We start from the raw sequence: 21989 nt of genomic DNA, 5'->3' as shown, positions 1-21989 counted from the left end.
GGGTTAAGCGGGCTTGTGGGGCGAGGACGCCCGTAGGGCGGATCGAGCCATCGCGGAGCGGATCGGCCCTTCCACCCCGAGGGCAACCCACCCGGCGCGCCGGCAACAGAGTTTGCCAAAGCAAACTCTGCAAGCAAAATCTCTGGCGAGATTTTGCCCGTGCCCAAAAGAAAACCCCGCCGGGATGCGGCGGGGGTAGACCTTTGCGCTGCGTGCAGGATTACTTCTGCGGCAACGGGCCGATCATCATGATCATTTGACGGCCTTCCATCTTGGGCATATTCTCGATCTTGCCCATTTCCTTGACGTCTTCCGCCACCCGTTCCAGCAATTCACGACCCAGGTTCTGGTGCGCCATCTCGCGCCCGCGAAAGCGCAGTGTAACCTTCACCTTGTCCCCGTTTTCCAGGAACTTGTACACGTTGCGCATCTTGACCTCATAGTCATGCGTGTCCGTGTTGGGGCGGAACTTGACCTCTTTGACCTCGATGATCTTCTGCTTCTTGCGCGCTTCGCTTTCGCGCTTCTGCTGCTCGTACTTGTATTTGCCAAAGTCCATGATCTTGCAGACCGGGGGCGTGGCATTGGGGGAAATCTCGACCAGATCGAGCCCGGCTTCCTCGGCCATGGCCATGGCCTTGGCGGGATGCACGACACCGACATTTTCACCATCTGCGCCGATCAGGCGGATTTCGGAGGCACGGATCTTGTCATTGACGCGCGGGCCGGTGTCGCGTTGCGGCGGCGCGTTGTGGGGTCTGCGGGCTATGGGAATATTCCTTTGTTGTTGCCAGAAATTCGAGGCCGGAAGGTAAACCGGCCCGCCCCGCGTTTCAAGCGGCATCGGCGGGCAGACCCTTAAAAAAGGGGATATGTGCCGTTCGGGTTGGCCCGGGCCGCGACCCGGGCCGAAACTCAGCCCACAAAGGCCTTTTCGATCACGAACTCGCGCGGGTCGGAATTGGCGCCTTCGGTCAGGCCGAACCCTTCGAGAATGGCCTTGATGTCATGGTTGAAGGCAAGGCTGCCACAGACCATGGCGCGGTCGGTTTCCGCCTTGATGCCGCCGTCGATGCCGAGATCGGCGAATACGGTGCCGTCCTTGAGCAGTTCGGTGATGCGGCCCATGCGCGGGCTCTCTTCGCGGGTGGTGGTGGGGTAATAGCGGATCTTGTCGGCAAAGCCTTCGCCCATCAGTTCGGCCAAGAGCTCGTCCTGGCGGATCTCCTCGATCAGCTGGCGGCCATATTCCAGTTCCGCCACCTCGCGGCATGTATGGGTGATGATGACCTCGTCATAATCCTCATAGGTCTGCGGCTCGCGCAGAAGCGAGGCGAAGGGTGCAAAACCGGTGCCGGTGGCAAAGAACCAGATGCGCTTGCCGGGCAACAGCGCGTCATGCACCAGCGTGCCCACCGGCTTGGGCCGCAGGATGATCTCGTCCCCGGGCTGGATATGCTGAAGCTTCGAGGTCAGCGGCCCGTCCTGCACCTTGATCGAGTAGAATTCCAGCTCTTCGTCCCAGGCGGGTGAGGCAATGGAATAGGCGCGCAGAAGCGGTTTGCCATTGTCGCCCAACAGCCCGATCATCACGAATTCGCCCGAGCGGAAGCGCAGGCTGGCGGGGCGCGTGACACGGAACGAGAACAACCGGTCGGTCCAGTGTTTCACTTGCGTTACGGTCTGGGAGTCGGGAAGGGTGGGGGCCTTGATGGCAGCGGCTTCGGTCACGGGTCTCATCTCGGTCATGTTTCATGTCACCGGTGCGGTAAGCCGGCGCCTCTCTCTAGTCTTTGACATACATCATGAAAAGGGGAATGTCTCCCCATTTTCATTAGCGTACTAACGAAATTGGACGTCAGGTCAGCCGCGCAGACGGGCCTGATAGTCATGCGCCTGCCAGTCGGCCCGGGCCAGCCACTGCGCCTCGGGCTGGCGATCGGCAAGGGCCGCGTCAATCTCGACCTCGTCGAACCCGGCGCGCCGCGCCATGGCATATTGATCGGCCAGCACATGGCCCTTGGCCCGCAGCCGCCCGGTATAACCGTGCAGGCGCAGGGTGCGTGCGATGGTAAAGCCGCGCCCATCGGCGAACGAGGGGAAATCCACCCGTACCATCCGCACCCGGTCCAACCGCGTGGCCAGCGTGTCGGGGTCGGCATCGGCGGGCACGTCCAGCGCCACCACGTCATTGGCCACATCGCCCAGGGCGACGAATCCGTCGGTCCAGTCTTCGGGCTGAAAGCCCTGGTCGGTCACGATCACAGTCATGTCTTGTCTCCGTTGCGCACCATCTTGCCATCGACGAAATGGATGCCGCATTCTTCCTTGTTCTGGTTGCGCCAGCGTCCGGCGCGCGGGTCCTCTCCGGGCGCCACCGGCGACGTGCAGGGTGCGCAGCCGATCGAGGGGTATCCCTGTGCCACCAGCGGATGCCGGGGCAGGCGGTTTTCCTCCATATAGGCGCGCACGTCCTCGGGGGCCCAATGGGCCAGCGGGTTGACCTTGATCCGGCCGGTGCCGTCCTCGACCTCGAAGAAGTCGAGCGCGGCGCGGGTGCCGGCCTGAAACCGCTTGCGCCCGGTGATCCAGCCGTCATAGCCCGACAGCGCTCGTTGCAGTGGGATCGTCTTGCGCAGGGTGCAGCAGGCATCGGTATCGCGCAGGCGCAGGGCGCCATAGGGGTCGTCGCGGGCAACGTCATCCTCGGCGGCGCGGATCACCTGCACGTTCTTCAGGCCCAGACGCTCGCTCACCTCCTGCTGATAGACCAGCGTTTCGGCAAACAGCATCTGGGTGTCGATGAACAACACCGGCACCTGGCGGTCGATCACCGCCGCCATGTGCAACAACACCACCGATTCCGCGCCAAAGCTTGACACCAGTGCGATATCGCCCGCCTCGCGTAGCGCCCCGTGCATGACATCGGTGGCGCTGTGATGCTTGTAGCGGGCGTTGAGCGCCGCGACCTTCTGCGTCAAAACGCTCCGGTCGCGGCCCAGTTCCGTCTGGATCTCGTCAAGCGGCATCGGCGCGGGCCTCGGGATACAGCGCCGCCTTGAACGGCGCCATGCCAACCCTGCGATAGGTCTCGATAAAGCTCTCCTCGCGGTCACGCCGCTGATCCAGATAGGTTTCCACGATCCGTTCAACCGCCGGAACGATCTGGTCATAGGCAAAGCCGGGGCCGGTCCGCTCGCCGATGGCGGCGGTTTCGGTGGCGTCGCCCCCAAGGGTGATCTGATAGTTCTCGACGCCCGCCCGGTCGAGACCGAGGATGCCGATATGGCCCACATGGTGATGGCCGCAGGCATTGATGCAGCCCGAGATCTTGATCTTGAGCGCGCCGATCTCATGCTCCAGCTTCAGCTCTTCGAAGCGGGTGGCAATCTCCTGTGCCACGGGGATCGAGCGGGCAGTGGCCAGCGCGCAGTAATCCATGCCGGGGCAGGCGATGATATCGCTGATCAGGCCGATATTGGCGGTGCCCAGCCCGTTTGCGGCCAGCTCGGCATGAATCGCGGGCAGGTCGGATTTGTGCACATGCGGCAGGATCACGTTCTGCTCGTGGCTGATGCGCAGCTCGTCATAACCATAGCGCTCGGCCAGATCGGCCATCACCCGCATCTGTTCGGCGGTGGCGTCGCCCGGGGTGGCGCCATGCGCCTTGAGCGAGATGGTGACAATGGCATGATCGGCCTGCTTGTGGGCGGCGATATTGGTATCGACCCAGGAGCGGAACACCGGATCCTTGGCATAGGCCGCTTCGAACGGCGCCAGCGAGGACGTCCGCCAGGACGGAGGAGCGAAATGCCCCTTGATCTCGTCCAGCAGCGCCATGTCGGCGCCCTTGAACCGGCCACGCACCTTGACGAACCGCTCGTTCACCCGAGCCCGGATCGCCTCGATCCCGTGCTCGAAAACGGTGATCTTGATGCGTGCCTTGTACTTGTTGTCGCGCCGCCCGATCTGGTTCCACACCGAAACGGTGGCTTCGAGATAGGCCAGCAGATCGTCAAAGGCGACAAAGGGGCTCAGCTCCTGCCCGATCATCGGCGTGCGGCCCAGCCCGCCGCCAACGATGACGCGGGCGCCCAGTACGCCGTCGCGCACCACCAGTTGCAGGCCGATGTCATGCGCCTTGATCACCGCACGGTCATTGGCGGATCCGGTGATGGCGATCTTGAACTTGCGCGGCATGAACTGGAACTCGGGATGGTCGGTCGACCACTGGCGCAGCAGTTCGGCATAGGGGCGGGGGTCGGCCACCTCATCCGCCGCGGCACCGGCGAAATGGTCTGCGGTCACGTTGCGGATGGTGTTGCCGCTGGTCTGGATCGCGTGCAGCCCGACCTCGGCCAGCGCGTCCAGCATGTCGGGCACGTCGCGCAGCTTGGGCCAGTTGTACTGGATGTTCTGGCGGGTGGTGAAATGGCCGTAACCCTTGTCCCATTTCTCTGCCAGCAGCGCCAGCTGCCGCATCTGGGCCGCGTTCAGCGTGCCATAGGGGATCGCCACCCGCAGCATATAGGCGTGCAGTTGCAGGTAGAGCCCGTTCATCAGGCGCAGCGGCTTGAACTCGTCTTCGGTCAGCGAGCCGTCGATGCGGCGTTCCACCTGGGCGCGGAACTGGGCGTTGCGCTCGGCAAGAAAGGCGGTGTCGAATTCGGAATAGCGATACATGTCTGGCTGTCCTTGGGTGCAGCCCCGGAGCCGGGGCCTTTTGAGGGGGGAAGGGCCTGTGGCTCAGGTCCGGGGCTGCGGAGAGGTTTCCTGCTTGCCATGGGCATAGTTGGACGGGCCGGTCCGGCGGAAATCCTCTCGAAAATGTACGGGTTCAGGGCCGTTCGGGCCGGGGCGGGCATCGGCCAGATAGGCGCCCACGACGCGGGCGGCCTGGCGCGAGGCGTCCAGCAGCCGCAGCTGCGCGTGCGCCTCGTCGGTGATCAGCTCGGCCTCGGACAGCACGCGCGACCAGCGGTCATCGGCGGTCTGATAGATCACGTCGCCATCGAGCAGGTCATTGGCGGTGACAACCTTGGGAGTGAATGCGCGGGCCATCAGGCAAGCTCCTTGTTGATCGTGCTGAGGGCGGTCGCCGCATCGCGCGGGGCCAGACCCAGAAAGGTAAGGGCGGGGCCGTCCATCTCGGCGGCGGCCAGATCGGCGGGCAGGCGATCAAGCGTGGTGGCCAGCACCCGCTGATCCGGGCGAGAGGCGTTTTCCACCAGCGTCACCGGGGTGGCGCGGTCGGCGCCGTGCATGATCAGCCGCCCCTGAACGAAGCGGGCCGATTTCTTGCCCATATAGATCGCGGCCACCGCGCCGGGGCGGGCCAGGGCCGTCCAGTCGTGATCGGCAAAGCCTTGCATGTCATGGCCGGTCAGAAAGCGCACCGCGCTGTTGCGCCCGCGCCGGGTCAGGCTCTGCCCGATGCCCGCCACCGCCGCCGAGGCGGCGGTGATGCCCGGCACGATGCGCCAGCTGATCCCGGCGGCCGAGACCGCGTCGATCTCTTCATCCAGGCGTCCGAACACGGTCGGATCGCCCGATTTCAGCCGCACCACCCGGGCGCCGCGGCTGGCATGGTCCACCAGCAGCGCGTCGATGTCGCCCTGCTTCCACGAGGGGCCGAACCCGGCCTTGCCCACATCGACCAGCGTGGCGGTTTCACCCGCCAGTGCCAGCACCGCATCGCTGATCAGCCGGTCATGCAGAACCACATCCGCCGCCGCAAACGCCTTGAGCGCCGCGACCGTCAGCAGATCGGGATCGCCGGGACCTGCGCCGACAAAATCGACATGTCCGGAACCCGGGTATATGCGCGAGGCTGTCATGCGACCTGTCTCCTGTTTGACTTGCCTCTCAATATAGGAAATATTCCCTATCAAGCTCCATATGCCGCGCCAAATAAGGACATTCGTTCCGCGCTGGTGGCAGCAAGGGACATGAGTTCGGATTTTGAGGAAAAACCAGAATGTCAGTGCGCATTGACGAAACGGACCGGAAAATTCTGGTCGAGCTGCAACGCGATGCCAGCCAGTCGTTGGACGAGATCGCCAGCCGGGTCGGCAGTTCCAAGACCCCGGTCTGGAATCGCATTCGCAAGCTCAAGGGGGCTGGCGTGATCGGTCAGCAGACGGTGATCCTCGACCCCGAGGCGCTGGGATTCGAGGCCTGTTTCTTTGTCCTTATCCGCACCTCGGAACACGAGGCGGAATGGCAGCAACAGTTCCTCAAGGCGCTTCAGGACCGCCCCGAGGTGCAGGAGGCGCACCGGCTGGCGGGCGATATCGACTATATCCTCAAGGTGCGCGTCAAGAATGCCCGCGCCTATGATGCCTTCTATCAGGCGCTGATCTCCGAGGTGCGGGTGCACAATGTCACCGCGCTCTTGTCGATGGAGGAGATCAAATCCACCACCGTCCTGCCGCTGTGAGGGGGCGCGCTGCCCTCTTGCCTTGGCCGCCCGAGGGTGCAAGACCCTAGGATATGCGGCGCTGGTGGGTCATTTCGGGGTTTCTGGCGGCGGTGGCCCTGTTGGCCGCCGGTGTTTGGACCTATGGCTATGGTCAGGCGTTAAGCCAGCTGGCCCGCCGGGCCGAGGCCGATCTGGAACTGGCCAGCGACCGGTTGGGTACACAGTTGCAGGTCTATCAGGAACTGGCCGTGCTGATGGCCGAACATCCCGCGCTCAAGGGGCTGGAGCAGCCCGTCCGCCGTCCCGCGGCGCAGGCGCTGCTGCTGGAGGTCGCCGACAAGACCGCCGCGCTGGACGTGCTGTTTGCTGCGCCCGACGGTCGGGTTCTGGCCTCGGCGCATGGGGCAGCGGGGAAGGATGTGGCGCGCTGGCCCGCCTTTCGCCGCGCCATGCATGGCGCGCTTGGCAGCGAACACGGGCTGTTGCCCGGTGCGTTCCGCCGCGCCTATGCCTATGCCGCGCCCTCCTTTGGCGCGGATGGCCGGGTGATGGGCGCCCTGATCGTGATCGCCGATGTGGCCGATATCGAACAGACCTGGCGCGGCAATACGCCCGCCGTGTTCTTTACCGATGACCGGGGCGAGGTATTCGTCTCCAACCGCTCGGAACTGCTGTTCTGGACCCGCCCCGCCGGCAAGGCCGGGTTGGCGCCCGCCAAGGGACCGGCACATGAATTCGCCGCTTACCGGGTGGGCGGGCACGAGATCTGGCGGCTTGACTGGGGGCCCTATCTGCCAGCACGGGCCCTGCACATGACCCGGCCGCTGCCGGTGATCGGCATGACGGGCGAGGTGCTGGTCGACGTGGCGCCTGCCCGCCGCATCGCCGGATTGCAGGCGGCGGCGGTGGCGGCGATCTGCCTGGCCTTTGGCGCCATGCTTTTTCTGGCGACCGAGCGTCGCCGCACCCTGTCCGAGGCCAATCAGGTTCTGGAAAGCCGGGTGGCCCAGCGTACCCGGGCGCTCACCGCCGCCAACAGCGCGCTGCGCCGCGAGGTGGCCGAACGGCAAGAGGCCGAGGCGGCGCTGAAGCGCGCCCAGGCCGAACTGGTGCAGGCTGGCAAGCTGAGCGCGCTGGGGCAGATGTCGGCGGGTATCAGCCACGAGTTGAACCAGCCGCTGATGGCGATCCGGCAATTTGCCGATAACGGCACCGCCTTTCTGGCACGGGGCAAGACCGACAAGGCGCGCGAAAACCTGGGCCGCATTTCGGACATGGCGGCGCGGATGGCGCGGATCATCAAGAACCTGCGCGCATTCGCCCGCAACGAGAGCGAACCGGTGGGCCGGGTCGATCTGGTGCAGGTGATCGAGGCGGCGGTGGAACTGACCGAGGCGCGGCTGCGTGAGCATGCGGTGACGCTCGACTGGAACCCGGGCACCGTCGGCCCGGTCTCTGCCCGCGGCGGCGAGGTGAGGCTGACCCAGGTCTTTGTCAACCTGATCACCAATGCCGCCGATGCGATGATGGATCAGGACCGGCGCCATATCCGCATCGCGATCGAGACCGGCCCCCGGTTGCTGGTGCGAGTACAGGATTGCGGCCCGGGGTTGAAGGAACCCGAGAAGGTGTTCGAACCCTTCTATTCCACCAAGGCGGTGGGCAGTTCCGAGGGGATGGGCCTGGGTCTGTCGATCTCTTACGGGCTGGTGCAAAGCTTTGGCGGCAATATCCGGGGCAGCAATACCGGCAGCGGCGCCGAATTCACGGTCGAGCTTGACCCCTGGCAAGAGGAGGCAGCGGCATGATCGGAAAGGTCCTGCTGGTCGATGACGACGCGGCGGTGCGCGAGGCGCTGGGGCAGACGCTGGATCTGGCCGATTACGCGGTTCAGACGGCCGGGTCCTTTGTCGCGGCCAAGGATCATATCACTGCCACTTTCGACGGGGTCATCGTGTCCGATATCCGTATGCCTGGGCGCGACGGGTTCCACCTGCTGTCCTATGCGCAGGATATCGACCCGGATCTGCCGGTGATCCTGCTGACCGGCGAGGGGGACATACCGATGGCGGTGCGCGCCATGGGGGATGGCGCCTTTGATTTCTTGGAAAAACCCTGTGCCGCCGCCGACCTGCTGGCGGTGATCGCGCGCGCCATGGCGGCGCGCGCGCAGGTGCTAGAGACCCGGGCGCTGAAACGGCAGCTTGACCGGGGGGATCCGGCGGCGCGGATGCTGTTTGGCACTTCGGCCCGGGCCGAGGCACTGCGCGAGCGGGTGCGCGGCGTCGCCCCCACCGGTGCCGAGGTGCTGGTGACCGGTCCGGCGGGCAGCGGTATTTCCAAAGTGGCCGAGGTGATCCACCTGATGTCTCCGCGCGCGCTGGGCGGTTTTGTCAAACGGGCCGCAGCCGGGCTGGACGCGGCCGAGCTGTCCCGGCTCAGCTCCGAGACCGCGCAGGGCTCGCTGTTCCTGGACGAGGTTTCGGCCCTCTCGCAGGCGGCGCAATACGCGCTGCTGGAAGAGATGGAACAGGCCGGTGGCGCAAGGCTGCTGGCGGGCAGCACCGCCGATCTGGCCGCGCTGGTGGGGAAGGGGAGTTTCAACGCCGACCTGTTCTATCGGCTGGAGGGGATGCAAGTACGCATTCCGGCGTTGGCGGAACGGCCCGAGGATATCCCGGTGATCTTTCGCCATTACGTGATGCAGGCGGCGGAACAGGCCGGCATCGCCACGCCTGCCGTGACGCCCGACCATCTTGCGGCGCTGATGGCGCAGGATTGGCCCGGTAACGCGCGCTCGCTGATGTCGGCGGCCATGCGTTTCGTGCTGGGCATGCCCGAGGAGGTGAGCGAGGCCGCCGAGCTGGGGCTGGCCGAGCAGATGGCACGGGTGGAACGCACGCTGCTGATCGCGGCGCTGGGGCGCCACAACGGCCGCGCCGTCGAGGCGGCACAGGCGCTGAAACTGCCGCGCAAGACCTTTTACGACAAGCTGGCCCGCTACGGCATCAAGCCCGAAGCCTATCGCCGCTAGCAACGCGATCGCGGCAGGCGCCAAGAAAATTCGACGAATTTTCTTGGCCAACGCCCCGGGCAAGCGGTGGCGTGCGATTCGCAACCTTGTGCGAAAATCCGCACAAGGCTGCGCAGAGCTGTGCGAGATCCTGCACAACGGCTTTTGTCGCCGCTCTGAATTCGAATCGGAAGCACTCGCAACTTTCTGAATTTATTTCATAAATTCACATTCTTCCGACCCGTGGCGAGATGTCTTGAGCGCTGCCGGGCGATTCGTTTCACTGCCCCCATGTGGCGCCTCTGGCGTCCGAGGAGCATGTGACAGACTTTTGGGAGGACAAAAGACATGAAATTCCTGACAACCGCCGCTACCGCGCTGGCCTTGACCGTCACCGCCGGTGCCGCCATCGCCGCCTGCGACGATGGCGAGATCGTGGTGAAATTCGCCCACGTGACCAATACCGACAAGCACCCCAAGGGGATCGCTGCCTCGCTTCTGGCCGAGCGCGTCAATGCCGAGATGAACGGCACCATGTGCATGGAGGTCTATCCGAACTCGACCCTGTACAATGATGACAAGGTGCTCGAGGCGATGTTGCAGGGCGATGTGCAGCTGGCCGCGCCCTCGCTGTCGAAATTCGAGAAATTCACCAAGAAATTCCGCCTCTTCGATCTGCCCTTCATGTTCAAGAACGTGGATGCGGTGGACGCGTTCCAGACCTCGGATGCCGGTCAGGCGCTGCTCGACAGCATGCAGAAGCGTGGCCTTCAGGGCCTGGCCTACTGGCACAACGGCATGAAGCAGATGTCGGCGAGCAAGCCGCTTCTGGTGCCGTCCGATGCCAACGGGCTTAAGTTCCGCGTGCAGTCCTCGGATGTGCTGGTCGCGCAGATGGAAGCGATGGGCGCCAGCCCGCAGAAGATGGCCTTCTCCGAAGTTTATGGCGCGCTGCAGCAGGGCGTTGTCGACGGGCAGGAGAACACCTGGTCCAACATCTATGGCCAGAAGTTCTTTGAGGTGCAGGACGGCACCACCGAGACCAACCACGGCATCATCGACTATCTGGTGGTGACCTCGGTCGACTGGCTGGACAGCCTGGATGCGGGTGTGCGCGACCAGTTCCTGACCATCCTCACAGAGGTAACCAATGCCCGCAACGCGGAATCGACCAAGGTCAACAACGAGGCCCGTGACGCGATCCTGGCCGCCGGCGGCGTGGTGCGCCAGCTGACTGCCGAACAGCGTCAGGAATGGGTCGATACCATGAAGCCCGTCTGGGACAAGTTCGTGGACGACGTGGGCCAGGAGTCGATCGACGCCGCCCAGGCCATCAACGCCTCGATGTAATCAGGGTGTAGCCTGACGGGGCGCGGGCAGGACTGTCCGCGCCCTTTTTCATACAAACAAGGGACGAGGGACATGCATCCGCACAAAAGCGAAAGCTGGGTGGATCGCATTGAAGAGACGATCATCGCGGTGCTGCTGGGCTGCATGACGGTGATTACCTTTGCCAATGTGGTCGCACGCTACGTGTTCAATCACAATATTCTCTGGGCGCTGGAACTGACGGTGTTCATGTTCGGCTGGCTGGTGCTGCTGGGGGCAAGCTATGCCGTCAAGAAGAACGCCCATCTGGGGGTCGATGCGGTCATCAACATGCTGTCGCCCAAGGGGCGCAGCGTGATGGCGATGATCTCGATCACCGTCTGCATCCTGTTCACGCTGCTGCTGCTCAAGGGGTCGTGGGACTACTGGTCCAACTTCGCCAACCTGCCGCAGACCACCGGGCGCGTGTTTCCGACCGGGTTCGAGGACGAGTTCCGGCCCAAGGGCTGGTACGAGACCAACGACATCCCGCATCCGGCGATCCTGGGCTGGATGGAGACCGTGTTCAACGAGGGCGACGAATACGAGAAACTGCCGCGGCTGGTGCCCTATCTGGTGCTGCCGCTCAGCATGGGGCTGCTGCTGTGGCGGTTCCTGCAAGTGGCCCGCAGCATCTGGACCGGTGGCCAGGACCGCATGATCGCCAGCCACGAGGCCGAGGACGAACTGGAAGAAGTTCGCGAGCAACTGGGGAAGGATGACTGATGGACGTGGTGCTTCTCTTTGTGATGGTGGTGGGGTTCCTGCTGATCGGGGTGCCCATCGCGGTTGCGCTCGGTTTCAGCTCGGTCCTGTTCCTGCTGATCTTCTCGGACAGCTCGCTCGCCTCGGTGGCGCAGACGCTGTTCCAGGCGTTTGAGGGACATTTCACCCTGCTGGCGATCCCCTTCTTCATCCTCGCCTCGTCCTTCATGACCACGGGCGGGGTGGCGCAGCGGATCATCCGGTTTGCCATCGCCTGTGTAGGCCATCTGCGCGGCGGTCTTGCCATCTCGGGCGTGTTTGCTTGCATGATGTTTGCCGCCCTGTCAGGTTCGTCCCCGGCGACGGTGGTGGCCATCGGGTCCATCGTCATCGCGGCGATGAAACAGGCGGGATATACCAAGGAATTCGCCGCTGGTGTGATCTGTAACGCGGGCACGCTGGGCATCCTGATCCCGCCCTCGATCGTGATGGTGGTCTATGCCGCCTCGGTCGAGGTCTCGGTGGGCCGGATGTTCCTGGCCGGCGTCATTCCGGGCATTCTGGCCGGTGTCATGCTGATGGTGGCGATCTATGTCATGGCCACGATCAAGGGCATGCCCAAGGGCGATTGGGCGGGCTGGGGCGAGATCGGTGACAGTTTCCGTGATGCGCTGTGGGGTCTAATGCTGATCGTGGTGATCATGGTGGGTATCTACGGCATCCCCGGCATCACCAAGGCGATCTTTACCCCGACAGAGGCGGCGGCGGTGGCCTCGGTCTATGCCTTCCTGGTGGCCTCTTTCGTCTATCGCGACATGGGGCCGCTGGCGGCAGAGAACAACGGGGGCGTGCGCAAGAGCCTGCTGACCCGGCCGCTCGCACTGGTGGGGGCGTTCTTTCACAAGGACACCCGCAACACCCTGTTCGAGGCGGGCAAGCTGACCGTGACGCTGATGTTCGTGATCGCCAACGCGCTGATCCTGAAACATGTGCTGACCGACGAGCAGGTGCCCCAGCATGTGGCCAATGCGATGCTGTCGGCGGGTCTGGGTCCGATCACCTTCCTGATCGTGGTCAACGTGATCCTGCTGATCGGCGGCCAGTTCATGGAGCCCTCGGGCCTGCTGGTCATCGTGGCGCCGCTGGTGTTTCCGATCGCCATCGAACTGGGGATCGATCCGATCCATCTGGGCATCATCATGGTGGTGAACATGGAGATCGGGATGATCACGCCGCCGGTGGGTCTGAACCTGTTCGTGACCTCGGGCGTGGCGGGGATGCCGATGATGAGCGTGGTGCGCGCGGCGCTGCCCTTCCTGGCCGTGCTGTTCGTCTTCCTGATCCTGGTGACCTATGTTCCCTGGCTGTCGACGGTGCTGCCCAACGCGCTGATGGGGCCAGAGATCATCATCAAGTAACAGCCGCAGACGCGGCGCAAGGGCGGCCCTTCGGGGCCGCCCTTTTCATTTCCGCACCGCGCGATAGCCGCAGCTGGTGCGCGAGGGTGGCCCCTTGACGTAGCGAACCGGCTCGATCTGGCCAAATCCGTGATGGGCGAGGGCGGCACAGACCTGTTCGGGACGATAGGCGCGGTGGCCCCAGCGCCAGCGCAGCAGCGCCGTGCACCAATGCGGCTTGCTGACCGAGAGCAGCAGGCTGCCGCCCGGCAGAAGGGCCGCGCGCAATTGCTCCAGCGCCGCGCCCAGATCGGCCACATGCTCGACCACATGGGCACACAGCACGGTGTCGAAACGGGCGCTCAGGCGTGTCAGATCCTCCAGCTGCCCCTGCCGGCAGTCGGGTTGCCATGGGGCAAGCCGGCTGCGGGCCTGATCCAGCATCTCGGGCGAGGGGTCGAGGGCGGTCAGGGCGGGCTTCGCCCCGCGGCTTTGCGACAGATAGGCCTCGGCAAAAGCGCCGGTGCCACACCCGGCATCCAGGACCTGCCGGGCAGGGGCCGCGCGGCGCTGCAGGTCGCAGCGGGTCAGGCGCGCATAGGCATCGGGATAGCCGAGCCTGGTGATCGACGCGTGCCACCGCGCCGCGTGTGTCGCGTAAAGCTGTCCCAATCGGCCCGGCTCGCTCGCGCCCGTCATGGCGATCCCCTTATGTGTCACCGGCAGGATAGGCAGCTGCGCGCGTCTTGGTCCAGTCTTGTCCTGCGCCGCTCAAAAGGCGGGCGGTCGCATTCGGACCGGGCTGGACTTGACGATGGACGTATGGGTCGTTGCCATCCGCGCAAAGGTTTCCAGAAGCGGGTCCAGTTCGCCGATATCGCGCAGCAGGATGCGCGCGACAAAGCCGTCCTCGCCGGTGACCTTGTCACATTGCACGATCCGATCGGTTTCCTGAATCCGCTGTTCCAGGATGTGCCGTTTACCGGGCAGGGGGCGAAACCGAACCACCGCCTCCAGCCGGTATCCCAGCGCCTGGGGCGAGATTTCGGCGGTAAAGCCCCGGATCACGCCGCTGTCGATCAGGCGCCGCACCCGCTCGCGGATGGTGGGAGCCGAGACACCCGTCTGCGCGGCAAGCTCGCTCCAGCCGCTGCGCGCATCCTGCACCAGAGCGGCCAGAATCGCGCGATCAAGGGGATCGAGTGCGGGTTCTTCGGTGAAAGTCATTTTGATAATCCACCTCGGTAATGGAGGGAAATAAGCCGATGTAGTTTTGATATAGAAAGAACTTTGTTGATGGAAGTCGCTAACTTGAACGCGGTGACCTCAACACGGAAGGCAAGGGGATGAGCTGGGCGCTTTGGACAACATTTGCGATGGTATCGGCGGTCAATATCGTCACGCCGGGGCCTGCCAACCTGAACACGCTGCGGCGGGCGCTTCAGCTGGGTGCCCGGCGGGTGGTGCCGACGATCCTGGGCAATGCGCTGGGCCTTGCGCTGGGCGGCACGCTTTGCGCGGCGGGGATCACCGCCTTTGCCATGGCCTCCCCTCTGTGGTGGCAGGCGTTCCGCTGGATCGGCATCGCCTATCTGGTCTGGCTTGGGGTCAAGCTGTTGGTCAAGCGGGAAAAAATTCTGTCAGCTGAGGCGGACGGGCCCGCCGTGCGCGCCCATGCACTGTTTGCCGAGGCCTTTCTGCTGGCGGCCAGCAATCCCAAGGCGCTGCTGTTCTACATCGCGCTGTTTCCGCAGGTTCTGGACCCGGCGCAGCCCCTGGCGCCGCAGGCCGCGCTGCTGATCGCCAGCTATTGCGCCCTGTCGATCCTGTCGCTCGGCACCTATTCGGCGCTGGCGCAGCTGCTGCGCCGATCTGTCATGACCCAGGCGCGATATGACCGGTTCCGGCAGGTGTCGGGGGTGGTTCTGATCGGCTTTGCCCTCAAGCTGATGCTTGGGGCCTGAGGGCGCGGGGCCGAAGCTCACCCCTCGGGGCGTGGCGGAACGCGCCGTTTCTGAAATCCGGTTTTGGACTGTTCGAACCCGGCGCCTTGATAGAAGCGCAGCACCTCGGGCTGGGACGACCCGGTCAGCAGCATAAGCTTGTAGCACCCCGCCTGCCAGGCCGCCGCCGAGGCATGATCAAGCAGTGCCTTGCCGAATCCGCGTTTTCTGAAATCGCCATGGGTCACCACATTCTCGATCAGCCCATAGGGGCTGCCGCCCCGCATCAGGTTGGGAATGACGATCAGGGTGCAGGAGGCGACCAAGGTGCCCGTGACCTCGCCCAGGAAGATGGCGCTGCCTTCGTAGCGGCACAGTTGGTTCAAGATGTCCCGCGCCACATCCGGCGCGGGTGGCGGCACATCCTCGGGGTTGAGGTGCCGGTAGAGGTCGAACAATTGCGGCAGGTCCTGATGCGACGCCTGCCGCACAACGAGCATTTGTGATGTCATGCGCGCATGATCCCCTGACCATCCGGCGCGGACAAGGGGCAAAGGGCGGTGTCAGCCCGCCGCCTGTTCCAGCGCGCTGACGATGGGCGAGAAATCGGCGGCAGTCAGGCTGGCGCCGCCGACCAGCGCGCCATCCACGTTCGAAACCGCAAAGATTTCGGCCGCGTTGCCCGGCTTGACCGAGCCGCCATAAAGCAGGCGGATCGCCTCGGCGGTCTCCGACCCGAACCGCCCGATCAGCTGCTGGCGCAGGGTGTCGTGAACCTCGGCAATCTGTTCCAGCGTCGGCACCAGCCCGGTGCCGATGGCCCAGACCGGCTCATAGGCGACCACGACCCGGGTGCCGTCGATCCCGTCGGGCACCGAACCGGCCAGTTGCGCGCAGACCACGTCGAGCGTCTGGCCCGCCTCGCGCTGGGCCAGGGTCTCGCCGATGCAGATGATGGCGATCAGCCCGGCCTCAAGCGCCGCGCGCGCCTTGTCGCAGACCTGCGCGTCGGTCTCGCCATGATCGGCGCGGCGTTCGGAATGGCCAAGGATGACGGCGCTGGCACCGGCGTCGGCTAGCATCATGGCGCTGATATCGCCGGTATGGGCACCTGCGGTGACGGCGTGGCAATCCTGGCCGCCGATCCGCACCCGGCTGCCTTCTGCGACCTGTGCAGCGCGGTAAAGGAGCGTGGCGGGCGGACAGATCAGCAGATCAACAGCGGCGGCGGAATGCGCCCCGGCAATTGCCTCCAGCGCGTCGAGCGCGGCGCCGGTGCCGTTCATCTTCCAGTTCCCTGCTGCAAGTTTGCGCCGCATTGCTCTCTCCCAAAATCGCTGTTTGTGAAATCTCGGCCCCCGATAGCATCGGTGGCGCGGCGTGACAATCGCGGCGGGCGGGGTGTGGGGCGCGGGCCGGATCAGCGGCTGGCGAGCGACTCGTCGAACTTGATCGATTCCCCGCAGCCGCAGGCATCGACCACATTGGGGTTCTTGAACTTGAAGCCGGATTCCAGCAGCGAGACCTCATAGTCGATCTCGGTGCCGAACAGGAACATCTGCGCCATCGGTGCGATCAGGATGCGGGCGCCGTCCTGCTCGACCACCTCGTCATGCGGATCGGCCTGATCCACATAATCCATGGTGTATTCCATGCCGGCACAGCCGCCTTTCTTGACGCCGATGCGCAGCCCGGTATGGCCGCCCTTGTCCATCAGGCGGGCGATCTGGGTCGCCGCCCGGGGGGTCATGGTCACCGCCTGCTTGCCGGGAATGCCGAACATGAAAATCTCCATTGTCGCGCGTTGCCCCTAATCTAGGGCGCTTGGGGGCCTGGCTCAAGGGTGGCTGAAAGAAAGGGGGCCGCTCTCGGGCAAGAGCGGCCCGTTCTGGTGTGGATCCCACGATGGGGGTAGGGCAGGACCCGAGGCCGGTGATGATGTCTGGTCCGGGAGTGGATGGGATCCGGACCACGGCCGCGGGCAAGGCTGGCCGAGGCCTGTAACAGGCGGATCAACACAGCATGACGGTCGGGTAAAGGTTTTGTAACAGGGGCCGGTTTTCTGTGGATAACCGCCCTGCGCCGATCACATGAAGCCCAGTTCCAGCCGCGCCTCGTCCGACATCATCTCCATGCCCCAGGGCGGGTCCCAGGTCATTTCGACCTCGACCGATTTGACGCCGGGCACGCTTTCGACCGCTGCCGCCACCCAGCCGGGCATCTCGCCAGCCACGGGGCAACCGGGTGCGGTCAGGGTCATGATCACCCGGACCTCGTTCTCATCCGAAATCTCGACGGTATAGATCAGACCCAGTTCGAAGATATTGACCGGGATCTCGGGGTCATAGACCGTGCGGCAGGCCTCGACCACCGGCTCGTACAGGTCGTGGTCGACGGAAGAGGGCGCAATCAGCGGCGCGCCTTCCATGGGTTCTGTCGCGTGGGTCATCTGGGCCTCGGCTTGTTTCCTGAGCGATTATATAGGGAATGGGGCCGGGGCCGTCCAGAGGGCAGGGCACCCCTTGTTGCTGGGTGGGGGCCGGAAAAATTGAATTTTTCCGGCTTGTTTTCCGTGCCGGAAAACTCCTGCGCCTCACCCGTTGATATCGTCCTTGAAGGTTTTCACCTGGCCCGTGGGCAATGCAAAGCTGCGTCTGAGCAGCAGCCATGCGGCCAGTGACAGCGCGGCGAAGACCAAGAGCAGCACCGGCAGCGACGGGGTCACCGCCAGCAGCATCAGCCCAGTCAGTGCAGCGCCGATGGCAAAACCCAGGAAGATGAAGCCCGGCAGCAGCATCTCGACCACACCCAGTGCCAGCGCACCGGCGATCCAGAGCCACCATACCGACCAGAGCGCATCCGACATCACTTGCCTCCTTTCAGCAGTTTGAACGCGTCGCCAAAGGCCTCCAGCGCATTGGCGGGCAGGATAATGGTCTGTTTTCCGGCGCCATTACCCAGCGCATTCAGCGCCTCGACCTGTTTCAGCGCCACCTGGTATTGCGCCGCCTCCAGCCCGTGCGCGGCGATGGCGCGGGCCACGACCTCGGTGGCATAGGCCTCGGCTTCGGCCTCGATGCGGCGGGCCTTGGCGGTCTGTTCGGCGGCGTAAAGCTCGGCATCGGCATTCAGTTCGACCGCCCGCTTGGCGCCTTCGGCCTTGGTCACCTGAGCGCGGCGTTCCCGCTCGGCGTTCAGCTGTTGCAGCATGGCGTCGCGGGTGGCCTGATCCAGGTTCACGTCCAGGATTTCGGCCCGGGTGACCTCGATCCCCCAATCGTCAACCGCATCCTCGACCGAGGATTTGATGGTCGAGATCAGTTGCGCCCGGTTCGATTGCACCTCGTCCAGGTCCATCTTGCCGATCTCGGCCCGCACGATCCCGGCCACGGTGGTCGAGATGGCGCCATCCACGTCGCGGATGCGATAGACCGTCTTTTCCGGTTCGGTGATCCGGTAGAACACCGATGTGTCCACCTGCACCAGCACGTTATCCTTGGTGATCGCGTCCTGGCTGGCGGTGGGCAATTGCCGCTCAAGGATCGAAATCTTGTGCCGGACCACATCAAGGAAGGGCACGATAAAGTTGATGCCTGGCCCCAGCACCGCATGCAGCCGTCCGAACCGTTCGACCACGAATTTCTCGGATTGGGGCACGATGCGGATACCCTTGAGGATGACCACGATGATAAAGATCGCGGCGGCGAGATAGATGATGTTCTGGCTGAGAAGGCCGATGATCTGGTCTTCGGTCATGCTGTGTCCCTGATTATTGTGTACTATGGTATACATATGGGGCGTGTGTTGCCGTCATTCAATACAGGTATGGGCTGTATGGTTCGCCGCGCAAAGGGGAAATCGGGCGCGCCGCTTGCATTGCCGGCGCGCTTGGGGCAAAGCCTGCCCGGTTGACCCGAGCCGCGAGGATGAGATGAGCGAGCGTTTCTCTTTTGACCTGCATGCCAGCGATGGCAAGGCGCGTACCGGCGTGATCCATACGCCGCGCGGCGGGGTGCGCACACCGGCCTTCATGCCGGTGGGGACGGCGGCGACGGTCAAGGCGATGATGCCCGAAAGCGTGCGCGCCACCGGTGCCGATATTCTCTTGGGCAATACCTATCACCTGATGCTGCGGCCCACCGCCGAGCGGATCGACCGGCTGGGGGGCTTGCACAGGTTCATGAACTGGGACCGCCCGATCCTGACCGATAGCGGCGGCTTTCAGGTGATGTCGCTGGCGGGGTTGCGCAAGCTGACCGAAAAGGGCGTGACCTTCAAATCCCATATCGACGGGTCCAAGCACGAACTGACCCCGGAACGCTCGATGGAGATCCAGCGCCTGTTGGGCAGCGATATCGTCATGTGTTTCGATGAATGCCCCGCACTGCCGGCCGACCGCGACCGCATCGCCGAGAGCATGCGGCTTTCGATGCGCTGGGCCGAACGCTCGCGCGAGGCCTTTGGCGATCGTCCGGGGCATGCCCTGTTCGGGATCATGCAGGGCGGGCTGGAGCAGGACCTGCGCGAGGAAAGCGCGCAAGCGCTGAGGAGCGTCGGCTTTGATGGCTATGCGGTTGGCGGCCTCGCGGTTGGCGAGGGGCAGGCGGCGATGTTTGACTGTCTCGACTATGCGCCGGGCTTTCTGCCCGAGGACAAGCCGCGCTATCTGATGGGGGTGGGCAAGCCCGATGATATCGTCGGCGCGGTCAAGCGGGGCATTGACATGATGGATTGCGTCTTGCCCTCCCGCTCGGGCCGCACCGGGCAGGTGTTTACCCGGCACGGGGTTCTCAACATCAAGAACGCGCGGCACATGGACGACCCGCGCCCGCTGGACGAGGCCTGCACTTGCCCAGCCTGCCGCAATTACAGCCGCGCCTATCTGCATCACGTCTTCCGCAGTCAGGAGATCATCAGCTCGATGCTGCTGACCTGGCACAACCTGCATTATTTCCAGGAGATCATGCAGGGCATGCGAGAGGCCATCGCAGGCGGTACGTTCGAGGCCTGGGAGGCCGCGTTCCACGCCGGGCGGGCGCAGGGCGATATCGAGCCGCTCTGAGCGCGGGCGCCCCTCGGCGGCCATGCATCAGCGGCATGGCAGAGTTGTGAAGAAAACGTTATCCCGTTTCTTGTCCCTATGGTGGGATAATGTTTTGCCCTACGCGGGCAAGAAACAAAGGCCCGCGCTTCGGCGCCATCTGCAGATTTCCTTCCGCGCAGCCCTCACGGGGCCGGGTGCTCTGCCCTTGCGGATCGGTCTCGAGGGCATAGCTCGGGCTGCACCGGCTGCGTCTCCCATCGCCGCCGCCGGAGCAGCACAGGAGATCCCACGATGAGCGAGACACTCTTTACCCCCCTCAAGGCGGGCAATATCGCGTTGAAGAACCGGGTCGTTATGGCACCGCTGACCCGCAACCGGGCCGATGACACCGCCGGAACCGTGTTCGACCGGCATGCGGAATATTATGCCCAGCGCGCCAGCGCCGGGCTGCTGATCACCGAAGGCGCGCAGATCAGCGCCGAGGGCAAGGGCTATATCCAGACGCCGGGCATCCACACCCCCGAACAGGTTGCCGCATGGCGCAAGGTCACCGACGCCGTTCATGCCAGGGGCGGCAAGATCGTGATCCAGCTCTGGCATGTGGGCCGCATCTCGCACAGCTCGCTGTTGCCGGACGGGCAGGCGCCGGTGTCGCCTTCGGCGATTGCGGCAGAGGCCAAGACATTCACCCATGCCGGGTTTGAGACGACCTCGACCCCGCGCGCGCTTGAAACGGACGAGATCGCCCGTGTCCTTGCCGACTACGCCCATGCCGCCCAAAGCGCCCGCGAGGCGGGATTCGACGGGGTCGAGATCCATGCCGCCAATGGCTATCTGGTCGAACAGTTCCTCAAGGATGGCGCCAACCAGCGGCAGGACGACTATGGCGGATCGGTTGAAAACCGCGCCCGTTTCCTGTTTCAGGTGCTGGAGGCGGTGCTGACGGTCTGGGAGCCGGGCAATGTCGGCATCCGGCTGTCGCCCTTCACCACGGTGAACGGCATATCCGAGAGCGATCCGGTCGCCACCTATACGCCGGTGATCAAGCGGCTGGACAGCTATGGGCTGGCCTATCTGCACATGATCGAGGGCCAGACCGGCGGAGCCCGCGACGGCGCGTTCGACGATCTGCGCCAGCTCTGGACCGGGGCCTATATGGGCAATAACGGCTATGACCGCGCCAGCGCGCTGGAGCGGACCGAAACGGGCGCGGTGGATCTGGTCGCCTTTGGCCGGCCCTATATCGCCAATCCCGACCTGGTCGAACGGCTTGCGGCCGATGCGCCGCTGAACATGGGCGATACCGCCACCTATTACGGCGGCGGCGACGAAGGCTATACCGATTACCCGGTGTTGCAGACGGCCTGAAACAGGCCGCTCCCTTTGGCTGCCCAACGGGGCGGCCAAAGGCGAAAGGTCGGGTTTGCCGGACTTGAAACCGGATCGGACACATTGCTAGCTGCGCTCCGCATTGATTTGAAAACAAAGGAGTTTGCCGTGAAGCGATTGATGTCTGCGGTGATGTGTATTTGGGGCGGATTGGCTGGCGCGGCCGAGCTGGATGGCTGCGCGCTGGGCGCGCAGGATTACCCCGAGATCGTGGCGCCGCTGCTGGAGGGGGCCTGGCGGGTACATAACGGACCCGGCCTGATGATGATGAAAATGGGCGCCAACGAGATGAAGATGCCGATACCGCCCATGGGGCACGAGATGATGGCCATGCTCTATCGCGATGGCGCCGTCTTTGCCAACATGGCGCAGTTTGGCGAGGCCGAGGTGCGCTTGGCTGATGCCGACAATCAGATCGTGCCGGTACCCGTTGATGGAGCCCAGCGGGACTTGGATTTCGACAGGCTGGGGCTTGCCCCCGATTGCGGCACCGATGGGATGCTGCGGCTGGAATTCGAGCAGGAGCGGATCGACGAGGACGGCACCCATCTGTGGCTGCATGTCCAGCTGGCACTGCTGGACGAGGACCGGCTGGGCGGTGTGCTGACCGTGCAGGGGCGCGGCAGTGACGGGGCCGAGACCCATGCCCGCCGTCTGGTCAGTTTCCTGCGCCACTGAGGGCTGGGGCGGGAACGGCGATACGGCGCTC

25 protein-coding genes are annotated in these 21989 nt (G+C 64.4%); 10 read left to right on the top strand and 15 right to left on the bottom strand.

Annotation, left to right across the window (positions count from 1 at the left end; genetic code table 11):
• Positions 1-220: 220 nt before the first annotated feature.
• From infC to cobA, 7 genes are all read right to left on the bottom strand, one after another.
• Complete coding sequence (gene infC, locus SPO_RS13380; RefSeq protein WP_011048340.1) at positions 221-769, bottom strand: translation initiation factor IF-3; 549 nt, start codon at positions 767-769, stop codon at positions 221-223.
• A gap of 146 nt (positions 770-915) precedes the next feature.
• Positions 916-1749 (bottom strand): ferredoxin--NADP reductase, encoded by an 834-nt coding sequence (locus SPO_RS13375; protein WP_011048339.1) that lies wholly within the window; start codon positions 1747-1749, stop codon positions 916-918.
• A gap of 114 nt (positions 1750-1863) precedes the next feature.
• Positions 1864-2271 (bottom strand): DUF934 domain-containing protein, encoded by a 408-nt coding sequence (locus SPO_RS13370; RefSeq protein WP_011048338.1) that lies wholly within the window; start codon positions 2269-2271, stop codon positions 1864-1866.
• Complete coding sequence (locus SPO_RS13365) at positions 2268-3029, bottom strand: phosphoadenylyl-sulfate reductase (protein WP_011048337.1); 762 nt, start codon at positions 3027-3029, stop codon at positions 2268-2270. The genes SPO_RS13370 and SPO_RS13365 overlap by 4 nt, the downstream gene beginning before the upstream one ends.
• Positions 3019-4683 carry a nitrite/sulfite reductase gene (locus SPO_RS13360; protein WP_011048336.1) on the bottom strand — a complete coding sequence of 555 codons (1665 nt, stop codon included), beginning with the start codon at positions 4681-4683 and terminating at the stop codon, positions 3019-3021. The genes SPO_RS13365 and SPO_RS13360 overlap by 11 nt, the downstream gene beginning before the upstream one ends.
• Positions 4684-4746: 63 nt before the next feature.
• Positions 4747-5061: a DUF2849 domain-containing protein gene (locus SPO_RS13355; RefSeq protein WP_011048335.1), complete on the bottom strand. Its 315-nt coding sequence runs from the start codon at positions 5059-5061 to the stop codon at positions 4747-4749.
• Complete coding sequence (gene cobA / locus SPO_RS13350; protein ID WP_011048334.1) at positions 5061-5837, bottom strand: uroporphyrinogen-III C-methyltransferase; 777 nt, start codon at positions 5835-5837, stop codon at positions 5061-5063. The genes SPO_RS13355 and cobA overlap by 1 nt, the downstream gene beginning before the upstream one ends.
• 140 nt (positions 5838-5977) lie before the next feature.
• Here cobA and SPO_RS13345 point away from each other — a divergent pair, with 140 nt between their 5' ends.
• From SPO_RS13345 to SPO_RS13320, 6 genes are all read left to right on the top strand, one after another.
• Positions 5978-6439 (top strand): Lrp/AsnC family transcriptional regulator, encoded by a 462-nt coding sequence (locus tag SPO_RS13345; protein ID WP_011048333.1) that lies wholly within the window; start codon positions 5978-5980, stop codon positions 6437-6439.
• Between the two features lie 53 nt (positions 6440-6492).
• Positions 6493-8229: a sensor histidine kinase gene (locus tag SPO_RS13340; RefSeq protein ID WP_011048332.1), complete on the top strand. Its 1737-nt coding sequence runs from the start codon at positions 6493-6495 to the stop codon at positions 8227-8229.
• Positions 8226-9455 carry a sigma-54-dependent transcriptional regulator gene (locus SPO_RS13335; protein WP_011048331.1) on the top strand — a complete coding sequence of 410 codons (1230 nt, stop codon included), beginning with the start codon at positions 8226-8228 and terminating at the stop codon, positions 9453-9455. Before SPO_RS13340 ends, SPO_RS13335 begins: the two co-directional genes overlap by 4 nt.
• A 327-nt stretch (positions 9456-9782) precedes the next feature.
• Positions 9783-10784, top strand: a complete 1002-nt coding sequence (locus SPO_RS13330; protein ID WP_011048330.1) for a DctP family TRAP transporter solute-binding subunit — start codon at positions 9783-9785, stop codon at positions 10782-10784.
• Positions 10785-10856: 72 nt separating this feature from the next.
• Positions 10857-11528: a TRAP transporter small permease gene (locus SPO_RS13325; RefSeq protein ID WP_011048329.1), complete on the top strand. Its 672-nt coding sequence runs from the start codon at positions 10857-10859 to the stop codon at positions 11526-11528.
• A complete protein-coding gene (locus tag SPO_RS13320) occupies positions 11528-12925 on the top strand; it encodes a TRAP transporter large permease (protein WP_011048328.1) in 1398 nt (465 codons plus the stop codon). Before SPO_RS13325 ends, SPO_RS13320 begins: the two co-directional genes overlap by 1 nt.
• 45 nt (positions 12926-12970) lie before the next feature.
• Here SPO_RS13320 and SPO_RS13315 read toward each other — a convergent pair whose 3' ends face one another.
• Positions 12971-13603, bottom strand: a complete 633-nt coding sequence (locus SPO_RS13315; protein WP_051420378.1) for a class I SAM-dependent methyltransferase — start codon at positions 13601-13603, stop codon at positions 12971-12973.
• A 72-nt stretch (positions 13604-13675) separates the two neighbouring features.
• Complete coding sequence (locus tag SPO_RS13310; RefSeq protein WP_011048326.1) at positions 13676-14131, bottom strand: Lrp/AsnC family transcriptional regulator; 456 nt, start codon at positions 14129-14131, stop codon at positions 13676-13678.
• Between the two features lie 119 nt (positions 14132-14250).
• Between SPO_RS13310 and SPO_RS13305 the strand changes: the two genes are divergently transcribed.
• Positions 14251-14868 carry a LysE family translocator gene (locus tag SPO_RS13305; protein ID WP_011048325.1) on the top strand — a complete coding sequence of 206 codons (618 nt, stop codon included), beginning with the start codon at positions 14251-14253 and terminating at the stop codon, positions 14866-14868.
• Between the two features lie 17 nt (positions 14869-14885).
• On the opposite strand, the gene SPO_RS13300 is transcribed toward SPO_RS13305, so the two are convergent.
• From SPO_RS13300 to SPO_RS13275, 6 genes are all read right to left on the bottom strand, one after another.
• Positions 14886-15359, bottom strand: a complete 474-nt coding sequence (locus SPO_RS13300; protein ID WP_044028492.1) for a GNAT family N-acetyltransferase — start codon at positions 15357-15359, stop codon at positions 14886-14888.
• A 51-nt stretch (positions 15360-15410) separates the two neighbouring features.
• On the bottom strand, positions 15411-16166 hold the full coding sequence (tpiA, locus tag SPO_RS13295) for a triose-phosphate isomerase (RefSeq protein ID WP_011048323.1): 756 nt from the start codon (positions 16164-16166) through the stop codon (positions 15411-15413).
• 101 nt (positions 16167-16267) lie between these two features.
• On the bottom strand, positions 16268-16630 hold the full coding sequence (locus tag SPO_RS13290) for a HesB/IscA family protein (RefSeq protein ID WP_044029280.1): 363 nt from the start codon (positions 16628-16630) through the stop codon (positions 16268-16270).
• 303 nt (positions 16631-16933) lie between these two features.
• A complete protein-coding gene (locus tag SPO_RS13285; protein WP_011048321.1) occupies positions 16934-17296 on the bottom strand; it encodes an SUF system Fe-S cluster assembly protein in 363 nt (120 codons plus the stop codon).
• A 144-nt stretch (positions 17297-17440) separates the two neighbouring features.
• Positions 17441-17713, bottom strand: coding sequence for an NfeD family protein (locus tag SPO_RS13280; RefSeq protein ID WP_011048320.1), 273 nt, complete (start codon positions 17711-17713; stop codon positions 17441-17443).
• The gene (locus SPO_RS13275) at positions 17713-18603 is read right to left on the bottom strand and encodes an SPFH domain-containing protein (RefSeq protein WP_011048319.1); all 891 of its coding nucleotides are present in this window, start codon (positions 18601-18603) and stop codon (positions 17713-17715) included. The genes SPO_RS13280 and SPO_RS13275 overlap by 1 nt, the downstream gene beginning before the upstream one ends.
• A gap of 175 nt (positions 18604-18778) precedes the next feature.
• Here SPO_RS13275 and tgt point away from each other — a divergent pair, with 175 nt between their 5' ends.
• The 3 genes from tgt to SPO_RS13260 all read left to right on the top strand — a co-directional run bounded on the left by tgt (position 18779) and on the right by SPO_RS13260 (position 21958).
• The gene (gene tgt / locus SPO_RS13270; RefSeq protein ID WP_011048318.1) at positions 18779-19909 is read left to right on the top strand and encodes a tRNA guanosine(34) transglycosylase Tgt; all 1131 of its coding nucleotides are present in this window, start codon (positions 18779-18781) and stop codon (positions 19907-19909) included.
• A gap of 273 nt (positions 19910-20182) precedes the next feature.
• Positions 20183-21259: an alkene reductase gene (locus SPO_RS13265; RefSeq protein WP_011048317.1), complete on the top strand. Its 1077-nt coding sequence runs from the start codon at positions 20183-20185 to the stop codon at positions 21257-21259.
• 141 nt (positions 21260-21400) lie between these two features.
• Positions 21401-21958 carry a hypothetical protein gene (locus SPO_RS13260; protein ID WP_044028489.1) on the top strand — a complete coding sequence of 186 codons (558 nt, stop codon included), beginning with the start codon at positions 21401-21403 and terminating at the stop codon, positions 21956-21958.
• Positions 21959-21989 lie beyond the last annotated feature (31 nt).

The organism is Ruegeria pomeroyi DSS-3 (genome assembly GCF_000011965.2).
GTDB lineage: Bacteria > Pseudomonadota > Alphaproteobacteria > Rhodobacterales > Rhodobacteraceae > Ruegeria_B > Ruegeria_B pomeroyi.
Note: the sequence above shows the minus strand (reverse complement) of the source record. Positions and strands in the feature narration are given on the sequence as shown.